Source organism: Paraperibacillus marinus, assembly GCF_046237605.1.
Taxonomy (GTDB): domain Bacteria; phylum Bacillota; class Bacilli; order Bacillales; family DSM-1321; genus Paraperibacillus; species Paraperibacillus marinus.
The window spans coordinates 838,598-862,237 of sequence record NZ_CP143542.1 but is presented as its reverse complement, the minus strand read 5'-3'; the positions used below and the strand labels follow the sequence as shown (position 1 = coordinate 862,237).

Below are 23,640 nucleotides of genomic sequence, written 5' to 3'. Positions count from 1 at the left end.
TGCTTGATGTTTTAATTGGTCATTAAGTAATCCTTTATCAATGCTTCTGTAACAAGCACTACGGAGTCGCTGCCGGCTTCCGGCCTGATGACTACGCCTTCCGGAATTTCTACACCTGTAGGCACGATCGCACGCTCTACATAGGCCCCGTTTCCGATTACGGCTCCAGACATCACAACGGACTCCATTACCGCTGCGTCTTTATGCACGGTAACCCCCTGGAAGAGGACAGACTTTTCCACCCTTCCTTCTACTATGCATCCTTCGTTCACGAGTGAGTCCCTCACATATGCTTCTGCTGAAATATATTGCGGCGGCTGATTAGGATTCACTGAATAGATGCGCCAGGAATAATCGAATAGGTCCAGGGAGTTGCTGTCATCGAGCAGGTCCATATTGGCTTCCCACAGACTCTTGATTGTCCCTACATCCTTCCAATAGCCTTTAAAAGGATAGGCAGTGACTTTCTTCTGTTCATCCAGGAGCATGGGGATGATATCCTTGCCGAAGTCACGATCCGATTCTGGGTTTTCTGCATCCCTGATAAGGGCATCCTTCAGTACACTCCAGTTAAATATATAAATTCCCATGGAAGCAAGGTTATTTTTGGGTTCAGAAGGCTTCTCATCAAACTCCGTAATGTTGAGGTCTGGATCCGTATTCATGATCCCGAATCTGCTTGCTTCATCCCAGGGAACCTCAATTACCGATATGGTCGCATCAGCCCCTCTATCTTCATGGTACTTAATCATTTCCGAGTAATCCATTTTATAAATATGATCACCAGACAGGACGAGCACATATTCCGGGTTATACGAATCAATATAGGTAATATTCTGGTAGATTGCCGAAGCGGTTCCTTCATACCACCTGACCTTTTTTGTCTCTGCATATGGAGGGAGTACGGTCACACCGCCATTTTTCCTGTCCAGGTCCCAGGCGCTTCCAATCCCGATATAGTTATTAAGGACAAGGGGCTGGTACTGGGTCAGGACCCCGACTGTGTCTATACCTGAATTGGTGCAGTTGCTTAGGGTAAAATCGATAATTCTGTACTTTCCGCCAAAGGGTACCGCCGGTTTGGCAATATTCTGAGTCAATTCATTGAGCCGGCTTCCTTGTCCTCCTGCCAGTAACATTGCTACGCATCTCGTCTTCACCATTTGCTTTTTTCCCCTTTCTCTTTTTAACCTTTTTGAATACAGCTGTTCCAAAGGCAGGAACCGTTATTTCTATAAAGTGCTGCCTGCCATGGTAGTCACCTGGGGCGGACGTCAAACTTTTACGGTTGATGTTTTCATTTCCTCCATAATGGACGTGGTCGCTGTTCAGCACTTCCCTGTACTCACCTGGTTCTGGGACACCGATCTTGTAGTTTTGATAGCTCCTCGGCGAAAAATTGAACAAACAAACCAGATCCTCATCTTTTCCTTTTCGAAGAAAGGAAAAGATGGATTGTTCGGAGTTATTAACATCAATCCACTCAAAACTTTCAGGTGCGTAATCCATTTCATACAATGCTTTCTGCCTTTTTGAGAATTTCAAGAGCTCCTTGACATAATCATACAGCTTTCGATGCATCTCATAGTCAAAAAGGTTCCAGTCCAATTCTCTATTCTCGCTCCATTCTCTGAATTGGCCGAACTCGCTTCCCATGAAAAGCAGCTGTTTTCCCGGATGCATTGCCATAAATCCAAGCAGCAGCCTCAGCTGAGCAAATTTCTCTTCATATGAACCCGGCATTTTATCCAACAGCGACTTTTTTCCATGGACAACTTCATCATGTGAAAAGGGCAGTACAAATTGTTCAGTAAATGCGTACATCAGAGAAAATGTCACCTTATTATGCAGCAAGGGGCGTTCATGGGGCTGAGCCTTCATATATTCGAGCATGTCGTTCATCCAGCCCATATTCCATTTGTAGGTGAATCCCAATCCTCCTTGTTCGGGAGAACCTGTAACTTGAGGGTAATCGGAGGAATCCTCCGCAATGATTAATAGATGAGGGTCCTGCTCTAATAAAACGGTGTTTAGTTTCCTTAAGAATGCCACACCAAAGCTGTTAACTTCTTTGTTGGCACCACCTGGCCAGTATATGATATTTGCAACAGCATCCAGCCTGAAACCGTCAATGTGGAAATAGTCCATCCAAAAGCAGGCATTGGAAATTAAAAAGCTTTGGACCTCATTTCTTCCAAGGTCGAAATTAGCTGTACCCCAGACCCGGTTTTCACGGTGTTTTTCAGTCGGGTAATCAAACAGCGGCTCTCCATCAAACAAATAGAGCCCATGGGCATCCTTGCAAAAGTGTCCTGGCACCCAATCCAGAATGACACCTATATCATGCTGATGGCATTGATCGACGAAATACATCAATTCATGCGGGCTGCCATAGCGGCTGGTTGCGGAATAATATCCAGTTCCCTGATAGCCCCATGATCCATCAAAAGGATGTTCAATGATAGGGAGGAGTTCCACATGCGTATATCCCGTTTCTTTGAGATAAGGGATCAGTTCATCCACCATTTCGAGATAAGTGAAATAAGAGCCGTCTTCTTTAATTTTCCAGCTGCCAAAGTGCATTTCATAAATGAACATCGGCCTGCTTTGACTTGGCTGCTTAGCTTTCTTTTTCTGCCAGGCGGTATCATTCCAGTCATAGCCATCCAATGAATACACTTTTGAAGCGGTAGCCGGTCTGAGTTCAGAGTAAAAAGCAAATGGGTCAGCTTTCAGCAGCTTCCTTCCATCTTGAGTGATGATTTCATATTTGTATATCTCACCAGTCAAATCCCCCTCGTAAAAGAGTGACCAGACTCCTTCCCCGTTTACTCTTTCCATTTCCCAGCCGCTGCTGCTCCAAGCGTTAAAGCTGCCAACCACAGCAATACGCCTGGCATGCGGTGCCCATGCATTGAACCTGGTGTAAATCCGCCCGCCTTCATGGATTAGGTGAGATCCAAACAGTTCATGTGATTTAAAAAGATTTCCTTCATGAAATAGATGAAGTTCAAAATCTGTCGGTGTACGAATAGCCAAGGCATCCCTCTCCCAGTTGCATAATTGATACTTCAAACTGAATCTCTGTTCAGTCATAATCAATATTTTGATATAATAGAGTTAGTTATTCGATACAGTTGTTCATATTCCTTTAAATATTTTGCATATTTCGAATTTTAGTTAAATTTTACTACGTTTTTAGGTAGCGGCGGTATCATCAATTACCTTTTCCCGGATTAAGGAGATTTAAAACCGATTAGAAGCAGTGCATAGTAACTTTTTAGCTGGGTAGTGCTGGAGAGTGGAGAAGATTTTGGGTGAAAAGATGTATATAGGAGAGCCATAGATGCAGAAAAAAAGGAAGAAGCGGTAAAAGACAAAAAGAGCAGTGTACATAAGTACACTGCTCTCTTTGTATGACCCCTACGGGATTCGAACCCGTGTTACCGCCGTGAAAGGGCGGTGTCTTAACCGCTTGACCAAGGGGCCTTATGGCGGAGAAGGAGGGATTTGAACCCTCGCGCCGCTTACGCGACCTACACCCTTAGCAGGGGCGCCTCTTCAGCCTCTTGAGTACTTCCCCATAAAAATGGCTCCGCAGGTAGGACTCGAACCTACGACCGTTCGGTTAACAGCCGAATGCTCTACCACTGAGCTACTGCGGAATGGTGGGCCTAAATGGACTCGAACCATCGACCTCACGCTTATCAGGCGTGCGCTCTAACCAGCTGAGCTATAGGCCCATAATTATTTGGAGCGGGTGATGGGAATCGAACCCACGACATCAGCTTGGAAGGCTGAGGTTTTACCATTAAACTACACCCGCATGCTATGGGGCGACTGATGGGAATCGAACCCACGAATGTCGGAACCACAATCCGATGCGTTAACCACTTCGCCACAATCGCCACAGACGAAAATTTTTAAAATATGGTGGCTCAGGACGGAATCGAACCGCCGACACAAGGATTTTCAGTCCTTTGCTCTACCGACTGAGCTACTGAGCCGTATTAAAATGTTTATTTCCTTCTTTAAGTTATACCAATAACCTTCACACAAATCTCAGGAAGTTTTTGCAAGCAGCGGCTCGATTTGTGTGCTGAAGCACATTCATAGTTGCTTATTCGGACGTGCTCTACCGACTAATCTACTGAGACTTCATTACGGCTTGCGCTAAGCTTCAAATTTCTTCGTCAGCTTCTTCACTCACATCCTCACGTATACACATACGCTCCGGTGTTCCCTCAGTCGCTTCCTCGAACTTTTCGCTTATCACAACCCATAGGTAAGTTGTGTTTTAAAATTAAAAATGGCGGTCCCGACGGGAATCGAACCCGCGATCTCCTGCGTGACAGGCAGGCATGTTAACCGCTACACCACGGGACCAGATATTGCGGGGACAGGATTTGAACCTGCGACCTTCGGGTTATGAGCCCGACGAGCTACCAGACTGCTCCACCCCGCGACGATATTAAAGTATTAAGATTCTTCATGCCCTAATTTATAGGACTGTCCCGATTTCAGTAAGTCTAATCAAGAAGCGGCTCAATCGGTACAACTCGCAGCTTGTTCATCGGAAGTGTTGCTCGTTGCTCCACCCCGCGACGATATTAAAGTATTAAGATTGTTCAATAAATTAATGGAGGAGGTAGAGGGATTCGAACCCCCGCGGGCTTTTACACCCCTGTCGGTTTTCAAGACCGATCCCTTCAGCCAGACTTGGGTATACCTCCGTATAAGTGGTGGACCTTGTAGGACTCGAACCTACGACCGGACGGTTATGAGCCGTCTGCTCTAACCAACTGAGCTAAAGGTCCAAATGGTAGCGGCGGAGGGGATCGAACCCCCGACCTCACGGGTATGAACCGTACGCTCTAGCCAGCTGAGCTACACCGCCATGTTATACTCATATAATATTATTGGTGGAGCCTAGCGGGATCGAACCGCTGACCTCCTGCGTGCAAGGCAGGCGCTCTCCCAGCTGAGCTAAGGCCCCAAAAAAAGATGGTCGGGAAGACAGGATTCGAACCTGCGACCCCTTGGTCCCAAACCAAGTGCTCTACCAAGCTGAGCTACTTCCCGTATATATGGCGCGCCCGAAAGGAGTCGAACCCATAACCTTCTGATCCGTAGTCAGACGCTCTATCCAATTGAGCTACGGGCGCAATATGTGTATGTGGTGCCGAGGACCGGAATCGAACCGGTACGGTAGTCACCTACCGCAGGATTTTAAGTCCTGTGCGTCTGCCAGTTCCGCCACCCCGGCTTCAGAAAGAGTGGAGCGGAAGACGGGATTCGAACCCGCGACCCCAACCTTGGCAAGGTTGTATTCTACCACTGAACTACTTCCGCAGATAAATAAAAGTGCGGGTGAAGGGAGTCGAACCCCCACGCCGTAAGGCGCCAGATCCTAAGTCTGGTGCGTCTGCCAATTCCGCCACACCCGCATATTATAAAAGAAATGGTGAGCCATGAAGGATTCGAACCTTCGACCCTCTGATTAAAAGTCAGATGCTCTACCGGCTGAGCTAATGGCTCTTAAGGAAAACTGTGTTTATCTTGCATCTGTCCGTTAATCTAACAGCAGTTTAAAAAGAAAGTGGTGCCGGCAAGAGGACTTGAACCCCCAACCTACTGATTACAAGTCAGTTGCTCTACCAATTGAGCTACACCGGCACAGTAAGGAAATATGGTGGAGGATGACGGGATCGAACCGCCGACCCTCTGCTTGTAAGGCAGATGCTCTCCCAGCTGAGCTAATCCTCCATATAATAACCTGCCCGGCAGCGTCCTACTCTCACAGGGGGAGAGCCCCCAACTACCATCGGCGCTAAAGAGCTTAACTTCCGTGTTCGGGATGGGAACGGGTGTGACCTCTTTGCCATAACTACCAGACAAGTTTTTCTCAAGAGACATATGTTATTATAACATCTTTTGAGGGTTATTCAAGAAGAAATTTTCATTTCTTAAAAGAACTTTCGTTCCTTCAAAACTAGATAACAAAGGCTGATTTGCATTACGTTTTCGAGTATAAACAAGATAGGTTAAGTCCTCGATCGATTAGTATCTGTCAGCTCCACGTGTCGCCACGCTTCCACCTCAGACCTATCTACCTGATCATCTTTCAGGGATCTTACTAGCTTGACGCTATGGGAAATCTCATCTTGAGGGGGGCTTCATGCTTAGATGCTTTCAGCACTTATCCCGTCCGCACATAGCTACCCAGCGATGCCTTTGGCAAGACAACTGGTACACCAGCGGTGCGTCCATCCCGGTCCTCTCGTACTAAGGACAGCTCCTCTCAAATTTCCTGCGCCCACGACGGATAGGGACCGAACTGTCTCACGACGTTCTGAACCCAGCTCGCGTACCGCTTTAATGGGCGAACAGCCCAACCCTTGGGACCGACTACAGCCCCAGGATGCGATGAGCCGACATCGAGGTGCCAAACCTCCCCGTCGATGTGGACTCTTGGGGGAGATAAGCCTGTTATCCCCGGGGTAGCTTTTATCCGTTGAGCGATGGCCCTTCCATGCGGAACCACCGGATCACTAAGCCCGACTTTCGTCCCTGCTCGACTTGTAGGTCTCGCAGTCAAGCTCCCTTGTGCCTTTACACTCTGCGAATGATTTCCAACCATTCTGAGGGAACCTTTGGGCGCCTCCGTTACTCTTTAGGAGGCGACCGCCCCAGTCAAACTGCCCGCCTGACACTGTCTCCCGCCCCGATAAGGGGCGCGGGTTAGAATTTCAATACAGCCAGGGTAGTATCCCACCGATGCCTCCACCGAAGCTGGCGCTCCGGCTTCAAAGGCTCCTACCTATCCTGTACAAGCTGTACCAAAATTCAATATCAGGCTGCAGTAAAGCTCCACGGGGTCTTTCCGTCCTGTCGCGGGTAACCTGCATCTTCACAGGTAGTATAATTTCACCGAGTCTCTCGTTGAGACAGTGCCCAGATCGTTACGCCTTTCGTGCGGGTCGGAACTTACCCGACAAGGAATTTCGCTACCTTAGGACCGTTATAGTTACGGCCGCCGTTTACTGGGGCTTCGGTTCAAAGCTTCGCTTACGCTAACCTCTCCCCTTAACCTTCCAGCACCGGGCAGGCGTCAGCCCCTATACTTCGCCTTGCGGCTTCGCAGAGACCTGTGTTTTTGCTAAACAGTCGCCTGGGCCTATTCACTGCGGCTCATCCGGGCTATTCACCCAGATGAGCACCCCTTCTCCCGAAGTTACGGGGTCATTTTGCCGAGTTCCTTAACGAGAGTTCTCTCGCACACCTTAGGATTCTCTCCTCGCCTACCTGTGTCGGTTTGCGGTACGGGCACCCTTCATCTCGCTAGAGGCTTTTCTTGGCAGTGTGGAATCAGGAACTTCGGTACTAAATTTCCCTCGCCATCACAGCTCAGCTTATGTGAAAACGGGATTTGCCTCGTTTTCAGCCTAACTGCTTGGACGCGCTAATCCAACAGCGCGCTTACCCTATCCTACTGCGTCCCCCCATCGCTCAAACGATGAATAGGTGGTACAGGAATATCAACCTGTTGTCCATCGCCTACGCCTTTCGGCCTCGGCTTAGGTCCCGACTAACCCTGAGCGGACGAGCCTTCCTCAGGAAACCTTAGGCATTCGGTGGAAGGGATTCTCACCCTTCTTTCGCTACTCATACCGGCATTCTCACTTCTAAGCGCTCCACCAGTCCTTCCGGTCTGGCTTCTCAGCCCTTAGAACGCTCTCCTACCGCGGACACCCTAGGTGTCCACCCACAGCTTCGGTGATACGTTTAGCCCCGGTACATTTTCGGCGCAGAGTCACTCGACCAGTGAGCTATTACGCACTCTTTAAATGGTGGCTGCTTCTAAGCCAACATCCTGGTTGTCTAAGCAACTCCACATCCTTTTCCACTTAACGTATACTTTGGGACCTTAGCTGGTGGTCTGGGCTGTTTCCCTTTTGACTACGGATCTTATCACTCGCAGTCTGACTCCCAAGGAAAAGTCATTGGCATTCGGAGTTTGACTGAATTCGGTAACCCGAGATGGGCCCCTAGTCCAATCAGTGCTCTACCTCCAAGACTCTTAACACTTGAGGCTAGCCCTAAAGCTATTTCGGAGAGAACCAGCTATCTCCAGGTTCGATTGGAATTTCTCCGCTACCCACACCTCATCCCCGCACTTTTCAACGTGCGTGGGTTCGGGCCTCCATTCAGTGTTACCTGAACTTCACCCTGGACATGGGTAGATCACCTGGTTTCGGGTCTACGACCTCATACTCATTCGCCCTATTCAGACTCGCTTTCGCTGCGGCTCCGTCTCATCAACTTAACCTTGCATGAAATCGTAACTCGCCGGTTCATTCTACAAAAGGCACGCCATCACCCGTTTCCCTAAAAGGGACATAGGGCTCTGACTACTTGTAGGCACACGGTTTCAGGATCTCTTTCACTCCCCTTCCGGGGTGCTTTTCACCTTTCCCTCACGGTACTGGTTCACTATCGGTCACTAGGTAGTATTTAGCCTTGGGAGATGGTCCTCCCTGCTTCCGACGGGATTTCACGTGTCCCGCCGTACTCAGGATCCACTCTGGAGGGAACGAAGTTTCGACTACAGGGTTGTTACCTTCTTCGACGGACCTTTCCATGTCTCTTCGTCTACCCCGTTCCTTTGTAACTCCGTATAGAGTGTCCTACAACCCCGAAAGGCAAGCCTTTCGGTTTGGGCTACATTCCGTTTCGCTCGCCGCTACTTGGGAAATCGCATTTGCTTTCTGTTCCTCCGGGTACTTAGATGTTTCAGTTCCCCGGGTCTGCCTCCATCACCCTATGAATTCAGGTGAAGGTACTGTTCCATTACGAACAGTGGGTTTCCCCATTCGGAAATCTCCGGATCAAAGCTTACTTACAGCTCCCCGAAGCATATCGGTGTTAGTCCCGTCCTTCATCGGCTCCTAGTGCCAAGGCATTCACCGTGCGCCCTTTCTAACTTAACCAATTCGGCTGATGTTCTTTCCCTAAGCCCGAAGGGCTGTCAGGTCTTGAATCATCGAACCATAATAAAACAATAAAACTTAACTCGGTTTATTACTCGATGCGGTAAAATGACGCAAATCATTTTTGCCTTATATTGTTATCTAGTTTTCAAAGAACGATGAAAATAAATGATAAACGTCGCTCTTCTTCGTCAGCTTCACTCATTCACATCCTCATGTACGTGAAGTACACTCCGGTGTTCATTCGTTCGCTTCCTCGAATAGCTCGTTTCTGATTTATTTTCAGGTTTTGAAGGAATGCTCCCTCAAAACTGAACGAAACAAGATCGCTTTTTCCTTAGAAAGGAGGTGATCCAGCCGCACCTTCCGATACGGCTACCTTGTTACGACTTCACCCCAATCATCTGTCCCACCTTAGGCGGCTGGCTCCATAAAGGTTACCCCACCGACTTCGGGTGTTACAAACTCTCGTGGTGTGACGGGCGGTGTGTACAAGGCCCGGGAACGTATTCACCGCGGCATGCTGATCCGCGATTACTAGCGATTCCGGCTTCATGCAGGCGAGTTGCAGCCTGCAATCCGAACTGAGAATGGCTTTATGGGATTCGCTCGGCCTCGCGGCTTTGCTGCCCTTTGTACCATCCATTGTAGCACGTGTGTAGCCCAGGTCATAAGGGGCATGATGATTTGACGTCATCCCCACCTTCCTCCGGTTTGTCACCGGCAGTCACCTTAGAGTGCCCAACTTAATGCTGGCAACTAAGATCAAGGGTTGCGCTCGTTGCGGGACTTAACCCAACATCTCACGACACGAGCTGACGACAACCATGCACCACCTGTCACTCTGTCCCCCGAAGGGGAACGTCCTATCTCTAGGAGTGGCAGAGGATGTCAAGACCTGGTAAGGTTCTTCGCGTTGCTTCGAATTAAACCACATGCTCCACCGCTTGTGCGGGCCCCCGTCAATTCCTTTGAGTTTCAGCCTTGCGGCCGTACTCCCCAGGCGGAGTGCTTAATGCGTTAGCTGCAGCACTAAAGGGCGGAAACCCTCTAACACTTAGCACTCATCGTTTACGGCGTGGACTACCAGGGTATCTAATCCTGTTCGCTCCCCACGCTTTCGCGCCTCAGCGTCAGTTACAGACCAGAGAGTCGCCTTCGCCACTGGTGTTCCTCCACATCTCTACGCATTTCACCGCTACACGTGGAATTCCACTCTCCTCTTCTGCACTCAAGTCTCCCAGTTTCCAATGACCCTCCACGGTTGAGCCGTGGGCTTTCACATCAGACTTAAAAGACCGCCTGCGCGCGCTTTACGCCCAATAAATCCGGACAACGCTTGCCACCTACGTATTACCGCGGCTGCTGGCACGTAGTTAGCCGTGGCTTTCTGGCCAGGTACCGTCAAGGTGCCATCAGTTACTATGGCACTTGTTCTTCCCTGACAACAGAGTTTTACGATCCGAAAACCTTCTTCACTCACGCGGCGTTGCTCCGTCAGACTTTCGTCCATTGCGGAAGATTCCCTACTGCTGCCTCCCGTAGGAGTCTGGGCCGTGTCTCAGTCCCAGTGTGGCCGATCACCCTCTCAGGTCGGCTACGCATCGTGGCCTTGGTGAGCCGTTACCCCACCAACTAGCTAATGCGCCGCGGGCCCATCCTTGAGTGACAGCCGAAACCGTCTTTCCTCTTTCCCTCATGTGAGGGAAAGACCTATCCGGTATTAGCTCCGGTTTCCCGAAGTTATCCCGATCTCAAGGGCAGGTTGCCCACGTGTTACTCACCCGTCCGCCGCTGACTTCAGGGAGCAAGCTCCCATCCGTCCGCTCGACTTGCATGTATTAGGCACGCCGCCAGCGTTCGTCCTGAGCCAGGATCAAACTCTCCGAAAAGTGTTTTGAAGCACAGGATGTGCTAACATCGGCGATGTCACAGGACGTGACGTTCTTAGCCGATGATCCTTAAGACTCATAAAGTTTAAAACTTGTTTTGTTTACTTCCTATAAATAAGAAGTAACTGGCGTCTTGTTTCGTTCAGTTTTCAAAGAACATTTTGTCAAAAGCGACTTTATTATCTTACCATGTTAACAAGCGGTAAGTCAATAACTTTTTTACTGAAGTTATTTTCGCCGCTTGCGAAAACTTAATGTCCCGCAGCGACGTTTATAAATATATCACCATTTCAAAAAGGGGTCAATACTAAAAAAACTTTTTTACGATAATTTTTTACACTTCCCCATGAACTGTGTAATACCGGTGATAAATGCCCTGGCCTTTTGTTTCCACCTGGACTATATCCACTACATTCTTATCAACTAAGTACTCAAGTACAATCTCCAGGTCAACCGAGTAGTATCTCAGTTCCGGATGCTGAATTAATTCGGCAATGGACCAATACCCCTCTTTGGCACTCAATACATCAATTATATGCTGTGAACCCAGTTGTGTTCTTGAGTGGATTAAAAACTCACTTGCCAAAAACAATAATTCCAGCCTTTTGCTGAGTGACTCCTGGCTGGATACCAATTCTTCATACAGTTTGAAGATCTGGGGACGGATCAGCTTGACCTGATTCCATACTGTAACTTCAGGATGAAAGCCTTGATCGATTATCTCCAGGCGGGCCAGGTGATGGAGCGAGTGGATGATATGATTGTAAGCATCCAGGAAATGGCCGTTCTCAAAAAAAGACTTGCCATCCAGATATCTTCTGATCAGCTTGGCAAATTCGATGCCCGTTTTTAACTTGCGGCCATAAAACGGGAATTCCTGCAGCTCGGTCCGCAGATTTTCAAGGTATTCATTACGATCGAACACAATTCTTCCATTGAATATCCACTCAATGATTTTCTTGTTTGTCCCAAGCAGCATCCATTCATCCAGCTGATCCTGATGGATGATGTGCAGGGCGGCTTTTTGATCCCTGTACATATAATGCTTAATGGTAACAGGCTCATCCGAATCATTCACCACCATCAGCAGAATATAATCAAACGTATCGGTTGTCGAAACTTCATTTGGATTTTTTTCAATCAGGAGCACGCCGAGTGTAGAAGGCAAGCTGGCACGTTCCTGGTATATTGGTCGAAGTATATCTTCCATTTGAGTTAACCTCCAAGAAAACCATATTTCTCATCTGATAAAGAAAATCTTCTTTTAACCAGATTCGATAAAAACCTTCATAAATCCTTTTTCTTTTTTATGTTAATTCTTGCAACTCATTTATGATATAGTTAATTATCGGGAGGGACAAGCATGGCTAAATACTCAAATAAAATTAATAAAATTCGGACTTTTGCATTAAGTTTGATTTTTATTGGATTCATAGTAATGTACGCCGGAATCTTCTTTAGAACATCGCCGCTTGTGATGACTATATTTATGATCTTCGGCCTTCTCTTTATAATTGCCAGTACCGTCGTGTATTTTTGGATAGGTATGCTGTCCACAAAGACCGTCCAGGTGCAGTGTCCTAACTGCGGCAAAGTTACGAAAGTGCTGGGCAGGGTGGATATGTGCATGTATTGCAACGAACCGCTGACACTCGACAAGAGCCTTGAAGGCAAGGATTTCGATGAAAAGTACAACAAAAAAAGAAAAGACCTGAATGCATAACTGCATGAAGGTCTTTTCTTTTTGAAATAAAAAAAGCCGGTCCGCCGCCATTAGCCAGGCGCGAATGGCCGGCAGTGGTTCGGCAGTCAGGCTGACTGATACTGCTGATTAATGTGCCTCTTTTGCTGAGCAGTCGGCACAGGTTCCGTACACTTCAAGTCTGTGGCTATGGACTTTGAAGCCGGCAACATGGGATGCCAGGTGTTCGACTTCATCAAGGCCGGGGTAATGGAAATCGACCATCTTGCCGCAGGACTCGCAGATTACATGATAGTGGTCAGTGGTTACAAAGTCGAATCTGCTCGAGGAGTCTCCGTAATTCAGCTCTTTCACCAATCCTACTTCACGAAATACACGCAGGTTATTATAAACAGTGGCGACACTCATGTTCGGGAACTTACCTTCAAGGGCTTTATAAATATCATCGGCGGTTGGATGTGTCATGGATTGAATAAGATACTCAAGTATCGCATGACGCTGCGGAGTGATTCTGACCCCAGTTTCTTTTAACGCTTCTAATGCTTCTTTAAGCTGAATTTGGGACACCGCCATGCACCTCTTTTCTAAATAGGATTTATTTTCACATTATAATGGTTATAAATAGTTTACAGCCCAACTTGCTTTTTTGTCAACTTTTCCTTGCTGTATAAAGGATTGCCTCTCCTACAGTGTATTCATTGAACGTAAAAAAATACAGGAGCTATTCCTGATGGAGATTCAATTCATTCGCGCCCAGTTTTGCATTTATGAACCTGGCTGCAACAAAAAGATAGTCTGACAGCCTGTTCAGATAAGAGAGCACCAGCGGATTGACTTTCTCACCGATCCCAACCGCGTTCCGTTCAGCTCTTCTTACAATGGTACGGGCCACATGGAAAGCCGCACCGGATGGATGACCGCCCGGCAGGATGAAATTTTTCAGCGGCGCAAGGCTTCCTTCCATCCTGTCAATTGCCCTTTCCAGGTGTTCAATATGGTCAGCCTTAAGCTCCCAGCTGACCTTTTTCCCTTGGGGTGTAGCCAATTCAGCTCCCACATGGAACAGGATGGTCTGAATCTGGTGGATGTCGCCTGAAAGCATTTCCTTCCCCTCAAATTCTGTCCCGTGTAAATAACTGAGGCCAAGCCCGATTGCGGAATTTGCTTCATCACACGTCCCGTATGCTTCTACCCGCATATCATTCTTGTTCACCCTCTGCCCGTAGATAAGTGATGTAGTGCCCTTGTCTCCTGTTTTCGTATAAATCTTCATGCTTCAGTACCCTCTTTCCAAGTCAATTTCATTTTTAAAATCCTTTTTTCCCTTCAAGAAGCGCTGCAGATTGTACTCAAAGATCTCAAAGCAGCGCGGCAGGTAGTTTTGTGAAATACTCGATATATGGGGAGAGATGGTCACTGTATCCATTTCCCAGTAGGGGTGTTCAGCAGGAAGCGGCTCTTCATGGAAAACGTCCAGTACAGCGTGCCGGATGGAACCATTTCTCAGGGCTCCCAGCAGCACCTTTTCCTCTACGGCATCTCCTCTGCCTATATTGATGAATATCGCGCTTTCCTTCATGGCATTAAAGTGCTGTTCTGTCAGGAAGTGCTTTGTCTCCTCGGTACTTGGCAGGACCGACACAATGTAATCCCCGGAAGGAATCTCGTCCATTAATTTCTGCATGCCTGCTGTTCTATCGAAATGCTCTGCCGGCCGGCCGTCTCTGTTGATTCCAGCCACCGACATTCCAAATGCTTTGGCAAGGCGCGCCACTTCCCTTCCGATTGCGCCGGCTCCAATCACAACCATGGTTTTTCCGTAAAGCTCTCCAAACTGATGATTTCTATCCCATATATGCTTTTTCTCTAACTCCCGCAGCTCACGCATTTTCTTTTCAACTTCCAATATCCTCCCGAGGGTATACTCAGCCATCGGGATCTTATGGATACCCCTTGCGTTCGTAACCTGGATATCCTTCTTCAGCAAAGCTTTGAATGGCATCCTTTCAAGCCCTGCAGACATGACCATGACCCATTCCAGACGTTTTGCATTTTGTATATGTACATCCTCGAGGTCTTCACCGTATGTGACCAGGATTTTCGCTTCCGGAAGATAGGGATCATCAGCTGTTATAGACTTCTGAAACCTGAAGGTGATGTCCGGGTAGCTGTTTATCAATTGCTGCTGCAAATCATCCGGCGGCGTGAATGTGAATTGTATAAGCATGAAAAAGTCATCCCTTATCATTGAATTTATAAAAAAAGTTTATCATGCCATGAAGCACAGGGGAATTTTCAGCCATTAAAAAAACGGGCCGCCAGGGCCCGAAAGGTCATTCATCTGAGGAGGTATTCCTAATGTAATGATATGCATTATCCAGATGAAGGAGTGGACAAATACCCTCTTTGGATAAAAAGGGCTTCTTATTCCCCGATCAACCGTTCAGGATTCAATCCCTCAAGTTCTTCTATAACAAATAACCCATCTTTGCGGATCAGCACATCGTCGAAGTAAATTTCCCCGCCTCCGTACTCAGGGCGCTGAATCAGCACCATATCCCAATGAATCGATGAACGGTTGCCATTGTCGGCATCCTCATACGCTTCCCCTGGCGTAAAATGCAGGCTTCCGCAGATTTTTTCATCAAACAGGATATCACCCATCGGCTCCTTAATCATCGGATTGACACCGATGGCAAACTCGCCAACATAACGCGAACCTTCATCTGTATCAAAAATCTTATTGATTTTTTCAGTCTGGTCCGCTGACGCTTCAACGATTTTCCCATCCCTGAATGTCAGTGAAACATTCCTGAAATTCGTCCCATGATATGGGCATGGAGTGTTAAAGGCGATGGTTCCATTGACACTTTCTTTAACCGGGGCAGTAAAAACCTCGCCATCCGGAATATTATTTTCACCAGAGCATATCACCGCTGGAATTCCTTTAATGGAAAAAGTCAGGTCTGTTCCCGGCGAAACAAGACGTACCTTATCCGTTCTTTCCATGAGCTCCTTGAGCGGCTGCATGGCCTTGCGCATTTTACTATAATCCACGGTGCATACGTCCAGGAGATAATCTTCAAATCTCCTTGTGCTCATGCCTGCTTTTTGAGCAAGTCCCTTTGTCGGGTAATTCAGGAGGACCCACCTTCTGTTATTCACATAAAAGAACGTCCCCGGCTTCATGATTTCACCGCGTATCTGGTGTTTTTCTGCCGGGATTTCACTCAGCTCCGAATCATTTTCTTCCCCGATCACGATGATGACCGCATCGACATCTTCATATTTCTTCAACATCCACGCCGCCTGCGTCTCGAGCTGCTCCCTGGATGCCCCCATTGCAAGATGCTGGCTGATTTCTTCTTCCATTAGATCTACATAAGGATACGCACCAAGACTATAGGCTCCATCGATCAATTCCTTAATAAGAGGCTGCGCAGTAACGCTCCCCCTGATCAGCACCCGTTCATTCTCCTTAATAGCCACTGAATGGGTCAGCAATACATTTGCAAGCTTCGTTAACCGGTTATCTCTCATGATTTTTTCTCCCTTTGTCTATAAGTTTTCTTTTATGTATTGCAGGTCTTCTTCAACATGCCCTTTTACTTTTACCTTGCGCCAGTCCTTAACCACTTGACCATCCTTATCGATAATGAAGGTCGAACGCTCAATCCCCATATATTCTTTGCCGAAGTTCTTTTTTAATTTCCAGACGCCATACGCCTCTGCAGCTGTATGATCCGGGTCTGCCAGCAGGAGGAAGGGCAGGCCGTACTTTTCTATAAAGGCTTCATGCTTTTTCACCGGGTCTGGACTTATGCCGATGATGACGGTATCAAGTCCTTCAAATTCCTCGTGCTTATCCCGGAAGTCGCAGGCCTCCGTAGTACAGCCCGGAGTCATGTCCTTTGGATAAAAGTACAGTATTACATTTCTGCCTCTATAACCTGACAGGCTGATCGTTTCCCCATTGCTTGCTTCAAGGGTAAAATCAGGGGCAGTATTGCCCGTTCGCATTTCCATGATAACGCCTCCATTTGTAGAGAATACATGCTATAAAAGACAGCCTGCAAGTACGAATAATTGCCTGCGGCAGCGGATACTCAAGGTTTCTCAGATGGCCCCCCCTGGAATACCGACCTTACGACAAAAGCCGCCGGGAGTGCATAGCCCATAAAGGCCTGAATGGAGGCCACAATCCGCCCTAAACCGCTCGGAACCAAATCGCCATAGCCTACAGAAAAGAAGGTGATCGAACTGAAATACAGGGCGGAACCAAGTTTATATATGTAACTTCCCTCTAAAGGCTGTCCCTTTTCAAGCAAAACTGTATAACTTTTTAATTCCAAAAGCAAGTAAATCAGTGCAAACCCTAGTGTAATAGTACCATATAACAAGCCAAGCCAAATAAAATTCCTTACCGTCATATTTTTATCCAGCTCACTGATTGGGGTGAATAGTCCCTTGAAACTCATAAACATGCAATAAATCGCTGCGATCAGCAATATATTTATCAAGTAGCATCCCTCAGTCATATTTTCTTTAGGCTGTTCTCGTATACATTATGGCTATTGAACAAGAAGTTGATTTCCGCTGCTGGCACTCCACCTGCGCGGGGGGGGCGGCGGGACTCCTCGGCTTTGCCTGCGGTGTCTCTCCTGTCCTCCAGCTCCCGCACAGAATACGGAGAACGTTGCCTGCTAAATGTAATGATACTTCAAAACAAAAATCTTTTAGAAAAGATTCTTTATTATAAATGTACGGCCCGTCCTCCCGGCATATACCTGATTGGAAAATTAAGCATGAGACATACTTCTGTATTCACGTATGTCATAGTGCTAGAATAATGGAAGGATTGAAAAGAAATGTTGGAGGTAAGTATGGAATTCCTAAAATCAGAATCATTACATAAAGAAGCGCAGGAGCACATAGTCGGAGGCGTCAACAGCCCTTCCCGTTCATACAAGGCTGTTGGCGGCGGGGCGCCGGTGGCAATGGAAAGAGCAAAGGGAGCCTACTTCTATGATGTGGACGGCAATAAATATATCGATTACCTGGCAGCATACGGTCCCATCATTACAGGACATGCCCATCCCCATATAACAGCAGCCATAACAAAGGCCGCTGAAAACGGTGTTTTGTATGGAACGCCCACTCCTTATGAAGTGACATTTGCAAAGATGCTGAAAGAAGCCATGCCTAACCTTGAAAAAGTGCGGTTCGTTAATTCAGGCACTGAAGCTGTCATGACGACCATACGGGTGGCCCGTGCTTATACTGGCCGGGACAAAATCATTAAATTCGCCGGCTGCTATCACGGCCATTCAGACCTTGTCCTGGTGGCAGCTGGATCCGGCCCTTCCACCCTGGGTACACCCGATTCCGCAGGTGTGCCGAAATCAATCGCCAATGAAGTGATCACGGTTCCTTTTAATGAAACCGAACCCTTAAAAGAGGCACTTGCCAAATGGGGCGATGAAATTGCCGCTATCCTTGTAGAGCCGATTGTCGGGAACTTCGGCATTGTAGAGCCAAAGCCGGGATTCCTTGAAGAAGTGAACAGGCTCGTGCACGATGCAGGCGGCCTCGTCATTTACGACGAAGTGATCACGGCCTTCCGGTTTATGTATGGCGGTGCCCAGGACCTCTTGGGCGTACAGCCTGACCTTACGGCTCTCGGGAAAATTATCGGCGGCGGCCTCCCTATCGGTGCGTATGGCGGCCGCAAGGAGATCATGGAAAAAGTGGCTCCGCTCGGCCCCGCCTATCAGGCAGGAACCATGGCAGGGAACCCGGCTTCCATGCTTTCAGGGATTGCCTGCCTTGAAGTCCTGAAAGAAGATGGAGTATATGAAGGGCTTGACCGCCTCGGAGCCATCCTTGAGGATGGAATACTAAACGCGGCAGCAAAACACAGCGTTCCCATTACCATCAACAGGTTAAAAGGTGCCCTCACCATTTACTTCACAAAAGAGAAAGTAGTCAATTATGAACAGGCTGAAAATACAGACGGCGATCTGTTTGCAAAGTTTTTCAAGCTCATGTTGAACCAGGGCATCAACCTGGCTCCTTCCAAGTACGAAGCATGGTTCATCACCACTGCTCATACGGATAAGGATATAAAGGAAACAATCCAAGCCGTCGAGCACGCCTTTGCACAGCTAACTTAAAATAAAAATAGTTATAAATATACATTTATTATTCACTCCCGGATACTTTTATCCCGGGAGTTTTTTCTGCGACTATATTGTAAACGCTTACAAATACAGTTTTATTTTTTTTTACTATTAAATACATACCCAGGCATATTCACCTACTTGTATATTCATTGATTTTTCTTATTTAAAGTGCTACTATAAACATACTATTCTGAAAATTTTGTTCTATCAGTTTAAGTTATCCCATAGGAGGTGAATGGCAGATTATAAGGTTCGTTCCTTATATCGCCTATCCAATGACCCAGACATGGAATCCGGCTTCATTCAAAGAATATTATAAGCACGAACACGACGCCTGCGGAATTGTTGCATGCATTGAAAAAGAGCAGGTTCCGACACGGGCCAATATATTCTCCTGTATCGATGCATTGGTGACGATGAATCACCGCGCAGGATTTATTAATAACGAAGGTGATGGGGTAGGCATCCATATCGACATCCCCCGTTCACTATGGGAAAAAAAACTTGCGGAATCCGGCAATGACTCTGCACTTTGTGCCAATGAAGCTTTTTTTGTTGGACATTTTTTCTTCAACAGTAAGACAGATAAGAAACCGCTGAAGGAATTCATCCACAAGAAGCTTGCGGAACGCGGCCTTTCTGTTGAATTCGAAACAGATGGAGTCCATGACCCCGAGGCACTCGGTCCGATTGCCCTTCAGGAAAACCCTTTATTCTGGCAGATAGCCGGCCTTGCCCCTGCATCCGATCAGCAAGAGCGTTCAAAGATTCTTTTTGAATTGATTGTTGAACTTGAAAGCAATGAAAATATCCATGTTTCATCACTCAGCCAGTATCATGCGGTATATAAAGTGATGGGTGCTGGCGACATCCTGCCTAAATACTATAAGGACCTTTCCGACCCGCTGATCGCTTCCACCATGACACTTGGACATAATCGTTATTCAACAAATACATTATCCAGCTTTTTCAGGGTCCAGCCGTTCAGTGTGCTGGGCCATAACGGAGAAATCAATACCATCGCCAAGCTGCGCGATGAAGCGCGGATGATCGAGGTTCCCCTTGTGAAACAGGGCAGTGATTCACAGGATTTGAGCAGGACGATTGAAACGCTTATCTGCCGGCATGGTTACTCCCTTTTTGAGGCAATGGATGTCCTGTTCCCGCCTATTATAAGTGAAATGAAGCAGTATCCTGAACATCTTCAGGATCTATATACTTACCTCCGCGAGGCATGGGGACATTATGCCCAGGGTCCTGCCGGCATCATTTCCAGATTCGGGAATGAAGCGGTGTTCTCCGTCGATGCCCTTGGCCTGAGGCCGCTTTGGCAGCTTAGCACCGAGACGTCTTATCTCTTTTCCTCTGAGCCAGGCATAATAGCGTCAGCTGATTACACAGCCGACCCTAAACCGCTCGGACCCGGTGAAAAGGTTGGCCTCAAGTGGGAAGATGGAAAGATAAAGGTCTATGAATACAGCGCATACCAGGAGGAAGTTTATTCGCTGTTCCAGCAGAAGCTCGTGCTTTCCGGCGACCGCGTCCGCCTCCTCCCGCCGGCTGTAGAGAAAGTGGTCACACAGAATACAATTGAGAAATTGCATAACGGCATGTATAAATCATTCGGCTGGGAGCGGGACCATGTCCAGCTCGTTGAGCAGATGGCTGAAAAAGGGGCAGAACCAATCAGGTCGCTCGGTCATGATGCACCTCTTGCAGCTGTAAATCCCGAAAGGAAAAACATCGCCGATTTCATTAAAGAAAGTGTCGCAGTGGTAACCAACCCTGCCATCGACCGTGACCGTGAGACTGAACACTTCTCCACCCGCACAATCCTTGGCAGGAGACCGTCATTATTCAAAGCGGAGGAAGCCCATTCAGTCATCGAGCTTCTCTCCCCCATCGTCCTTGAAGGGCTGCCGGGTACAATCAGTTCACCTGAGATCATACAGCCGGGCTATGAGCAGATTCTGCACTTCTTTCAAAAGGACGGCCGTGCTGCAGTCATCCCGGCAGCAGTCAAGACTGATGAGTCTGTGATAGATGCCTTGAAGAGAATCAGCATGGAAGCTGAAGATGCAGCCCGCTCAGGGAAAGTATTTGTCGTCCTGGATGACTGCGATGTCCATCAGGATGGTCATTACTGGCTGGATCCGCTGCTTGCTACCTCGGCTGTTGACCGCCATTTGACGAATAACGGGCTGCGGCGGGAGTGCTCCATCCTTCTCAGGTCAGCATCCATCCGTTCATTGCATGATTTGATCCTTGCCTACGGGCTCGGCGCTAATGCCATCAATCCTTATTATATGTTCCTGACTGTGGCAGATACCGATCCTAAGCCGCTGATTAATCTTTATAATGCACTCGTCAAAGGTCTTGAGAAGGTCATCTCGACGATTGGCATCCATGAGCTGCGCGGATACGGACGGCTGTTCTCAAGCATCGGACTGCATGAAGATCTGGCTGAAATCCTGGCCATCGTGAACTTTTTCGGCTCTGATGCCATCTCCCATGATTTCAGCTTCCTGAAGCAGGATGCTTTGGAGCGGGCAGAACACTTTCATAATGATAAGGAAAGGGCAGCCAAATCGTTCCACGTCTTCCCTCGGATCTGGAAGGCTATCGGCGAGGTTGCCGCTTCCGGTGACTACTCTGCCTACAAGGAGAAGGTTTCCGAGCAGGAGCAGGAGAATCCGACAGCCATCCGCCATCTCACTGGCCTAAAGACTGTTGAGACCCCTCTGCCGGCTGAGACTGTCGACATCAGTGTAGGAGAGCACAGCCTCCCGTTCATCATTTCGTCCATGAGCTTTGGCTCGCAAAACGAGATAGCATTCCGTGCCTACGCGGAAGCAGCCGACCGGTTGAATATGATCAGCTTAAATGGAGAAGGCGGAGAAATTAAGGATATGCTGGGCAAGTACCCGCGCACACGCGGACAGCAGATTGCATCCGGACGTTTTGGCGTCAATGCAGAACTCCTGAACTCATCCAATCTTCTTGAAATCAAGATAGGTCAGGGAGCAAAACCCGGTGAGGGAGGCCATCTTCCAGGTTCAAAAGTGACAGCAAAGATTGCTGAAGCCAGGAACGCCACCATCGGTTCCGACTTGATCTCGCCATCCAATAACCATGATATTTATTCCATTGAGGACCTTGCCCAGATGATCCATGAGCTGAAGACAGCCAATGATAAGGCCAAGGTTGCTGTAAAAGTGCCTGTTGTACCTAATATAGGAACCATCGCTGTCGGCATCGCCAAGGCAGGGGCTGATATCATCACCCTCTCCGGATTTGACGGCGGTACAGGAGCTGCCCGGATCCATGCCCTGCAGCATGTGGGCCTTCCAGTTGAAATCGGCGTAAAAGCGGCCCACAATGCCCTGCTTGAAGCAGGCATCCGGGATACTGTGGAAATTTGGGCGGACGGCGGCATAAAGAGCGTCAATGATGTCCTTAAGGTCATGCTCCTTGGCGCGAACCGCATCGGTTTTGGCACTCTGTCCATGATTGCTGTCGGGTGCACAACCTGCCGCGGCTGCCACCTTGACACATGTCACGTCGGGATTGCCACACAGATCGAGACAGAAGCACAGGCCAAGGAACATGGACTTAGACGATTTGTCCCGCGTAAGTTTGACCTGGCCGTGCAAGGGCTGACCAACCTGTTCACTGCATTCGGGCAGGAACTGCAGGAACTGGCGGCAGCAGCCGGAATTAAGAATCTTCAGGACGCAGTCGGAAAATCCAATCTGCTGGAGCAGGTGAAAGGCCAGGATAAGCTTGATCTTACCTACCTGCTCAAACCGCTGGATATCAGCCAGATTGCATACAGGGAAGCTGCCGCATCACGTGAGCAGGAATCCTTTGCAGTGGCGGCAGGTGCTGAATATCTGGATTCGTGCGTAGAAGAGCTGCATCAATCGCGACAGTTTGATTCTGTACGGTCTGAACAGCGGGTGCTGGCAAGCAGGGTTTCGTGCCACAGAGTCAGAAACCGCCTGGACGGATCCTACAAGCAGCTGCCGGATATCAAGCTTGCCTATCAGAATTCTATCCCCGGCAACGGTCTTGGAGCATATAACAGTTTCGGGATTGATATAGAAGTTTCCGGCGGCGCTCAGGATGGGATCGGCAAAACCTCCTTCGGCGGAAGTGTCCGGGTCTTCAAGTCCAAAGGACGGGATGGCAGGTTCTACAACGGCTCTGTCGGAAAAGGCTTCGGCTACGGTGCACAGGAAGGCCTGCTGATCGCACAGGGAGATGCAGATGCCAGGGCAGGAATCAGGCTTTCAGGTGCCGATATTATCATCGGCGGCAGATTGAAGAAGCCGCTTCCTGCGAGGGAACACGGAAACATCGGTGTGAATGCCAATATTAAAGGGTTCGCATTTGAATATATGACAAATGGAAGAGGTCTTGTCCTCGGCGATCCAGGACCATGGATATGCGCCGGAATGACCGGCGGAAGCGTATATCTCAGGCTGCAGCCTGAGATGGGCCTGACTAAGGAAGCCATCGAAAGACGGATTGCCATAGGAGCCAAGGTTTCCGTCAATGGGCTTGCAGGCCGGGGTATCGAGGATGTTCAGGAACTGCTCGGCCAGTATATCACCCTTCTTGAAGAGCAGGATCAGACTGCTGAAGCGGAGGAATTACGGGAACTTCTCGACTCCCCTGCCTCACACTTCGTGCAGATCCAGCCGGTCAAAGAGCAGGCTGACCCGTCAGTCTCAACTGAATAACAGCAAAAGAGACTGACCCTCCAGGGCCTGACTCCCCCGCTTGACCCAAGTAAGGAATGGCTTATGCCTCCTGCATGGATCTCCCGGTGTCAGGCTCCTGATTGCGGCCAGTCTCTTTTTTATGATATT

General features: G+C 48.3%; 12 protein-coding genes, 21 tRNA genes and 3 rRNA genes. 3 read left to right on the top strand and 33 right to left on the bottom strand.

Annotated elements, in window-relative coordinates; genetic code table 11:
- Positions 1-11 precede the first annotated feature (11 nt).
- The 27 genes from V1498_RS04445 to V1498_RS04315 form a co-directional block, all read right to left on the bottom strand.
- Positions 12-1,163 carry a glucose-1-phosphate adenylyltransferase gene (locus V1498_RS04445; protein ID WP_409297074.1) on the bottom strand — a complete coding sequence of 384 codons (1,152 nt, stop codon included), beginning with the start codon at positions 1,161-1,163 and terminating at the stop codon, positions 12-14.
- Positions 1,102-3,096 carry a 1,4-alpha-glucan branching protein GlgB gene (gene glgB, locus V1498_RS04440; protein ID WP_409297073.1) on the bottom strand — a complete coding sequence of 665 codons (1,995 nt, stop codon included), beginning with the start codon at positions 3,094-3,096 and terminating at the stop codon, positions 1,102-1,104. The genes V1498_RS04445 and glgB overlap by 62 nt, the downstream gene beginning before the upstream one ends.
- Before the next feature lie 321 nt (positions 3,097-3,417).
- A tRNA-Glu gene (locus tag V1498_RS04435) sits at positions 3,418-3,489 on the bottom strand.
- Positions 3,490-3,492: 3 nt separating this feature from the next.
- Positions 3,493-3,583, bottom strand: a tRNA-Ser gene (locus V1498_RS04430).
- Positions 3,584-3,590: 7 nt separating this feature from the next.
- Positions 3,591-3,665 (bottom strand) — tRNA-Asn (locus tag V1498_RS04425).
- A 1-nt stretch (position 3,666) separates the two neighbouring features.
- Positions 3,667-3,743: transfer RNA gene (locus V1498_RS04420), tRNA-Ile, on the bottom strand.
- A gap of 9 nt (positions 3,744-3,752) precedes the next feature.
- A tRNA-Gly gene (locus V1498_RS04415) sits at positions 3,753-3,826 on the bottom strand.
- A 6-nt stretch (positions 3,827-3,832) separates the two neighbouring features.
- Positions 3,833-3,908, bottom strand: a tRNA-His gene (locus V1498_RS04410).
- A gap of 23 nt (positions 3,909-3,931) precedes the next feature.
- Positions 3,932-4,007: transfer RNA gene (locus V1498_RS04405), tRNA-Phe, on the bottom strand.
- A 303-nt stretch (positions 4,008-4,310) separates the two neighbouring features.
- A tRNA-Asp gene (locus tag V1498_RS04400) sits at positions 4,311-4,386 on the bottom strand.
- A 5-nt stretch (positions 4,387-4,391) separates the two neighbouring features.
- Positions 4,392-4,465 (bottom strand) — tRNA-Met (locus V1498_RS04395).
- Positions 4,466-4,640: 175 nt separating this feature from the next.
- Positions 4,641-4,733: transfer RNA gene (locus V1498_RS04390), tRNA-Ser, on the bottom strand.
- Positions 4,734-4,740: 7 nt separating this feature from the next.
- Positions 4,741-4,817: transfer RNA gene (locus tag V1498_RS04385), tRNA-Ile, on the bottom strand.
- 3 nt (positions 4,818-4,820) lie between these two features.
- Positions 4,821-4,897: transfer RNA gene (locus V1498_RS04380), tRNA-Met, on the bottom strand.
- Between the two features lie 23 nt (positions 4,898-4,920).
- Positions 4,921-4,996, bottom strand: a tRNA-Ala gene (locus V1498_RS04375).
- A 9-nt stretch (positions 4,997-5,005) separates the two neighbouring features.
- Positions 5,006-5,082, bottom strand: a tRNA-Pro gene (locus V1498_RS04370).
- Positions 5,083-5,088: 6 nt separating this feature from the next.
- A tRNA-Arg gene (locus V1498_RS04365) sits at positions 5,089-5,165 on the bottom strand.
- Between the two features lie 12 nt (positions 5,166-5,177).
- Positions 5,178-5,266, bottom strand: a tRNA-Leu gene (locus V1498_RS04360).
- Positions 5,267-5,277: 11 nt separating this feature from the next.
- A tRNA-Gly gene (locus V1498_RS04355) sits at positions 5,278-5,352 on the bottom strand.
- Between the two features lie 13 nt (positions 5,353-5,365).
- Positions 5,366-5,447 (bottom strand) — tRNA-Leu (locus V1498_RS04350).
- Between the two features lie 15 nt (positions 5,448-5,462).
- Positions 5,463-5,538, bottom strand: a tRNA-Lys gene (locus V1498_RS04345).
- Between the two features lie 62 nt (positions 5,539-5,600).
- Positions 5,601-5,676 (bottom strand) — tRNA-Thr (locus tag V1498_RS04340).
- A gap of 14 nt (positions 5,677-5,690) precedes the next feature.
- Positions 5,691-5,766 (bottom strand) — tRNA-Val (locus V1498_RS04335).
- A gap of 12 nt (positions 5,767-5,778) precedes the next feature.
- Positions 5,779-5,895: ribosomal RNA gene (rrf, locus tag V1498_RS04330) — 5S ribosomal RNA — on the bottom strand.
- Between the two features lie 145 nt (positions 5,896-6,040).
- Positions 6,041-8,990 (bottom strand): 23S ribosomal RNA (locus V1498_RS04325).
- Positions 8,991-9,331: 341 nt separating this feature from the next.
- A 16S ribosomal RNA gene (locus tag V1498_RS04320) occupies positions 9,332-10,882 on the bottom strand.
- The 16S, 23S and 5S rRNA genes sit together here with 21 tRNA genes alongside, the layout of an rRNA operon.
- Positions 10,883-11,216: 334 nt before the next feature.
- A complete protein-coding gene (locus V1498_RS04315; protein WP_409297072.1) occupies positions 11,217-12,092 on the bottom strand; it encodes a nucleotidyltransferase-like protein in 876 nt (291 codons plus the stop codon).
- A 153-nt stretch (positions 12,093-12,245) separates the two neighbouring features.
- Between V1498_RS04315 and V1498_RS04310 the strand changes: the two genes are divergently transcribed.
- Positions 12,246-12,605 carry a YgzB family protein gene (locus V1498_RS04310; protein WP_409297071.1) on the top strand — a complete coding sequence of 120 codons (360 nt, stop codon included), beginning with the start codon at positions 12,246-12,248 and terminating at the stop codon, positions 12,603-12,605.
- Between the two features lie 108 nt (positions 12,606-12,713).
- Here the strand turns inward: V1498_RS04310 and perR are convergent, their stop codons facing one another.
- The 6 genes from perR to V1498_RS04280 all read right to left on the bottom strand — a co-directional run bounded on the left by perR (position 12,714) and on the right by V1498_RS04280 (position 17,104).
- Positions 12,714-13,157, bottom strand: coding sequence for a peroxide-responsive transcriptional repressor PerR (perR, locus tag V1498_RS04305; protein ID WP_409291594.1), 444 nt, complete (start codon positions 13,155-13,157; stop codon positions 12,714-12,716).
- A 148-nt stretch (positions 13,158-13,305) separates the two neighbouring features.
- Entirely contained in the window at positions 13,306-13,857 is a 552-nt protein-coding gene (locus tag V1498_RS04300; RefSeq protein ID WP_409297070.1) for a cob(I)yrinic acid a,c-diamide adenosyltransferase, read from the bottom strand.
- Positions 13,858-13,860: 3 nt separating this feature from the next.
- Positions 13,861-14,811 (bottom strand): D-2-hydroxyacid dehydrogenase, encoded by a 951-nt coding sequence (locus V1498_RS04295; protein ID WP_409297069.1) that lies wholly within the window; start codon positions 14,809-14,811, stop codon positions 13,861-13,863.
- A gap of 197 nt (positions 14,812-15,008) precedes the next feature.
- Positions 15,009-16,124 carry an aminopeptidase gene (locus V1498_RS04290; RefSeq protein WP_409297068.1) on the bottom strand — a complete coding sequence of 372 codons (1,116 nt, stop codon included), beginning with the start codon at positions 16,122-16,124 and terminating at the stop codon, positions 15,009-15,011.
- Between the two features lie 18 nt (positions 16,125-16,142).
- On the bottom strand, positions 16,143-16,610 hold the full coding sequence (gene bcp / locus V1498_RS04285; RefSeq protein ID WP_409297067.1) for a thioredoxin-dependent thiol peroxidase: 468 nt from the start codon (positions 16,608-16,610) through the stop codon (positions 16,143-16,145).
- Between the two features lie 80 nt (positions 16,611-16,690).
- Positions 16,691-17,104, bottom strand: coding sequence for an ion channel (locus tag V1498_RS04280; RefSeq protein ID WP_409297066.1), 414 nt, complete (start codon positions 17,102-17,104; stop codon positions 16,691-16,693).
- A gap of 363 nt (positions 17,105-17,467) precedes the next feature.
- On the opposite strand from V1498_RS04280, the gene V1498_RS04275 reads away from it, so the two are divergent.
- Entirely contained in the window at positions 17,468-18,757 is a 1,290-nt protein-coding gene (locus V1498_RS04275; protein WP_409297065.1) for a glutamate-1-semialdehyde 2,1-aminomutase, read from the top strand.
- A 284-nt stretch (positions 18,758-19,041) separates the two neighbouring features.
- Positions 19,042-23,511, top strand: coding sequence for a glutamate synthase-related protein (locus V1498_RS04270; protein WP_409297064.1), 4,470 nt, complete (start codon positions 19,042-19,044; stop codon positions 23,509-23,511).
- Positions 23,512-23,640: the final 129 nt, after the last annotated feature.

Excerpts from the sequence above, each read along its gene's own strand:
- V1498_RS04445 (WP_409297074.1), bottom strand. The coding sequence starts at position 1,163 with ATGGTGAAGACGAGATGCGTAGCAATGTTACTGGCAGGAGGACAAGGA.
- glgB (WP_409297073.1), bottom strand. The coding sequence starts at position 3,096 with ATGACTGAACAGAGATTCAGTTTGAAGTATCAATTATGCAACTGGGAG.
- V1498_RS04315 (WP_409297072.1), bottom strand. The coding sequence starts at position 12,092 with ATGGAAGATATACTTCGACCAATATACCAGGAACGTGCCAGCTTGCCT.
- V1498_RS04310 (WP_409297071.1), top strand. The coding sequence starts at position 12,246 with ATGGCTAAATACTCAAATAAAATTAATAAAATTCGGACTTTTGCATTA.
- perR (WP_409291594.1), bottom strand. The coding sequence starts at position 13,157 with ATGGCGGTGTCCCAAATTCAGCTTAAAGAAGCATTAGAAGCGTTAAAA.
- V1498_RS04300 (WP_409297070.1), bottom strand. The coding sequence starts at position 13,857 with ATGAAGATTTATACGAAAACAGGAGACAAGGGCACTACATCACTTATC.
- V1498_RS04295 (WP_409297069.1), bottom strand. The coding sequence starts at position 14,811 with ATGCTTATACAATTCACATTCACGCCGCCGGATGATTTGCAGCAGCAA.
- V1498_RS04290 (WP_409297068.1), bottom strand. The coding sequence starts at position 16,124 with ATGAGAGATAACCGGTTAACGAAGCTTGCAAATGTATTGCTGACCCAT.
- bcp (WP_409297067.1), bottom strand. The coding sequence starts at position 16,610 with ATGGAAATGCGAACGGGCAATACTGCCCCTGATTTTACCCTTGAAGCA.
- V1498_RS04275 (WP_409297065.1), top strand. The coding sequence starts at position 17,468 with ATGGAATTCCTAAAATCAGAATCATTACATAAAGAAGCGCAGGAGCAC.
- V1498_RS04270 (WP_409297064.1), top strand. The coding sequence starts at position 19,042 with ATGACCCAGACATGGAATCCGGCTTCATTCAAAGAATATTATAAGCAC.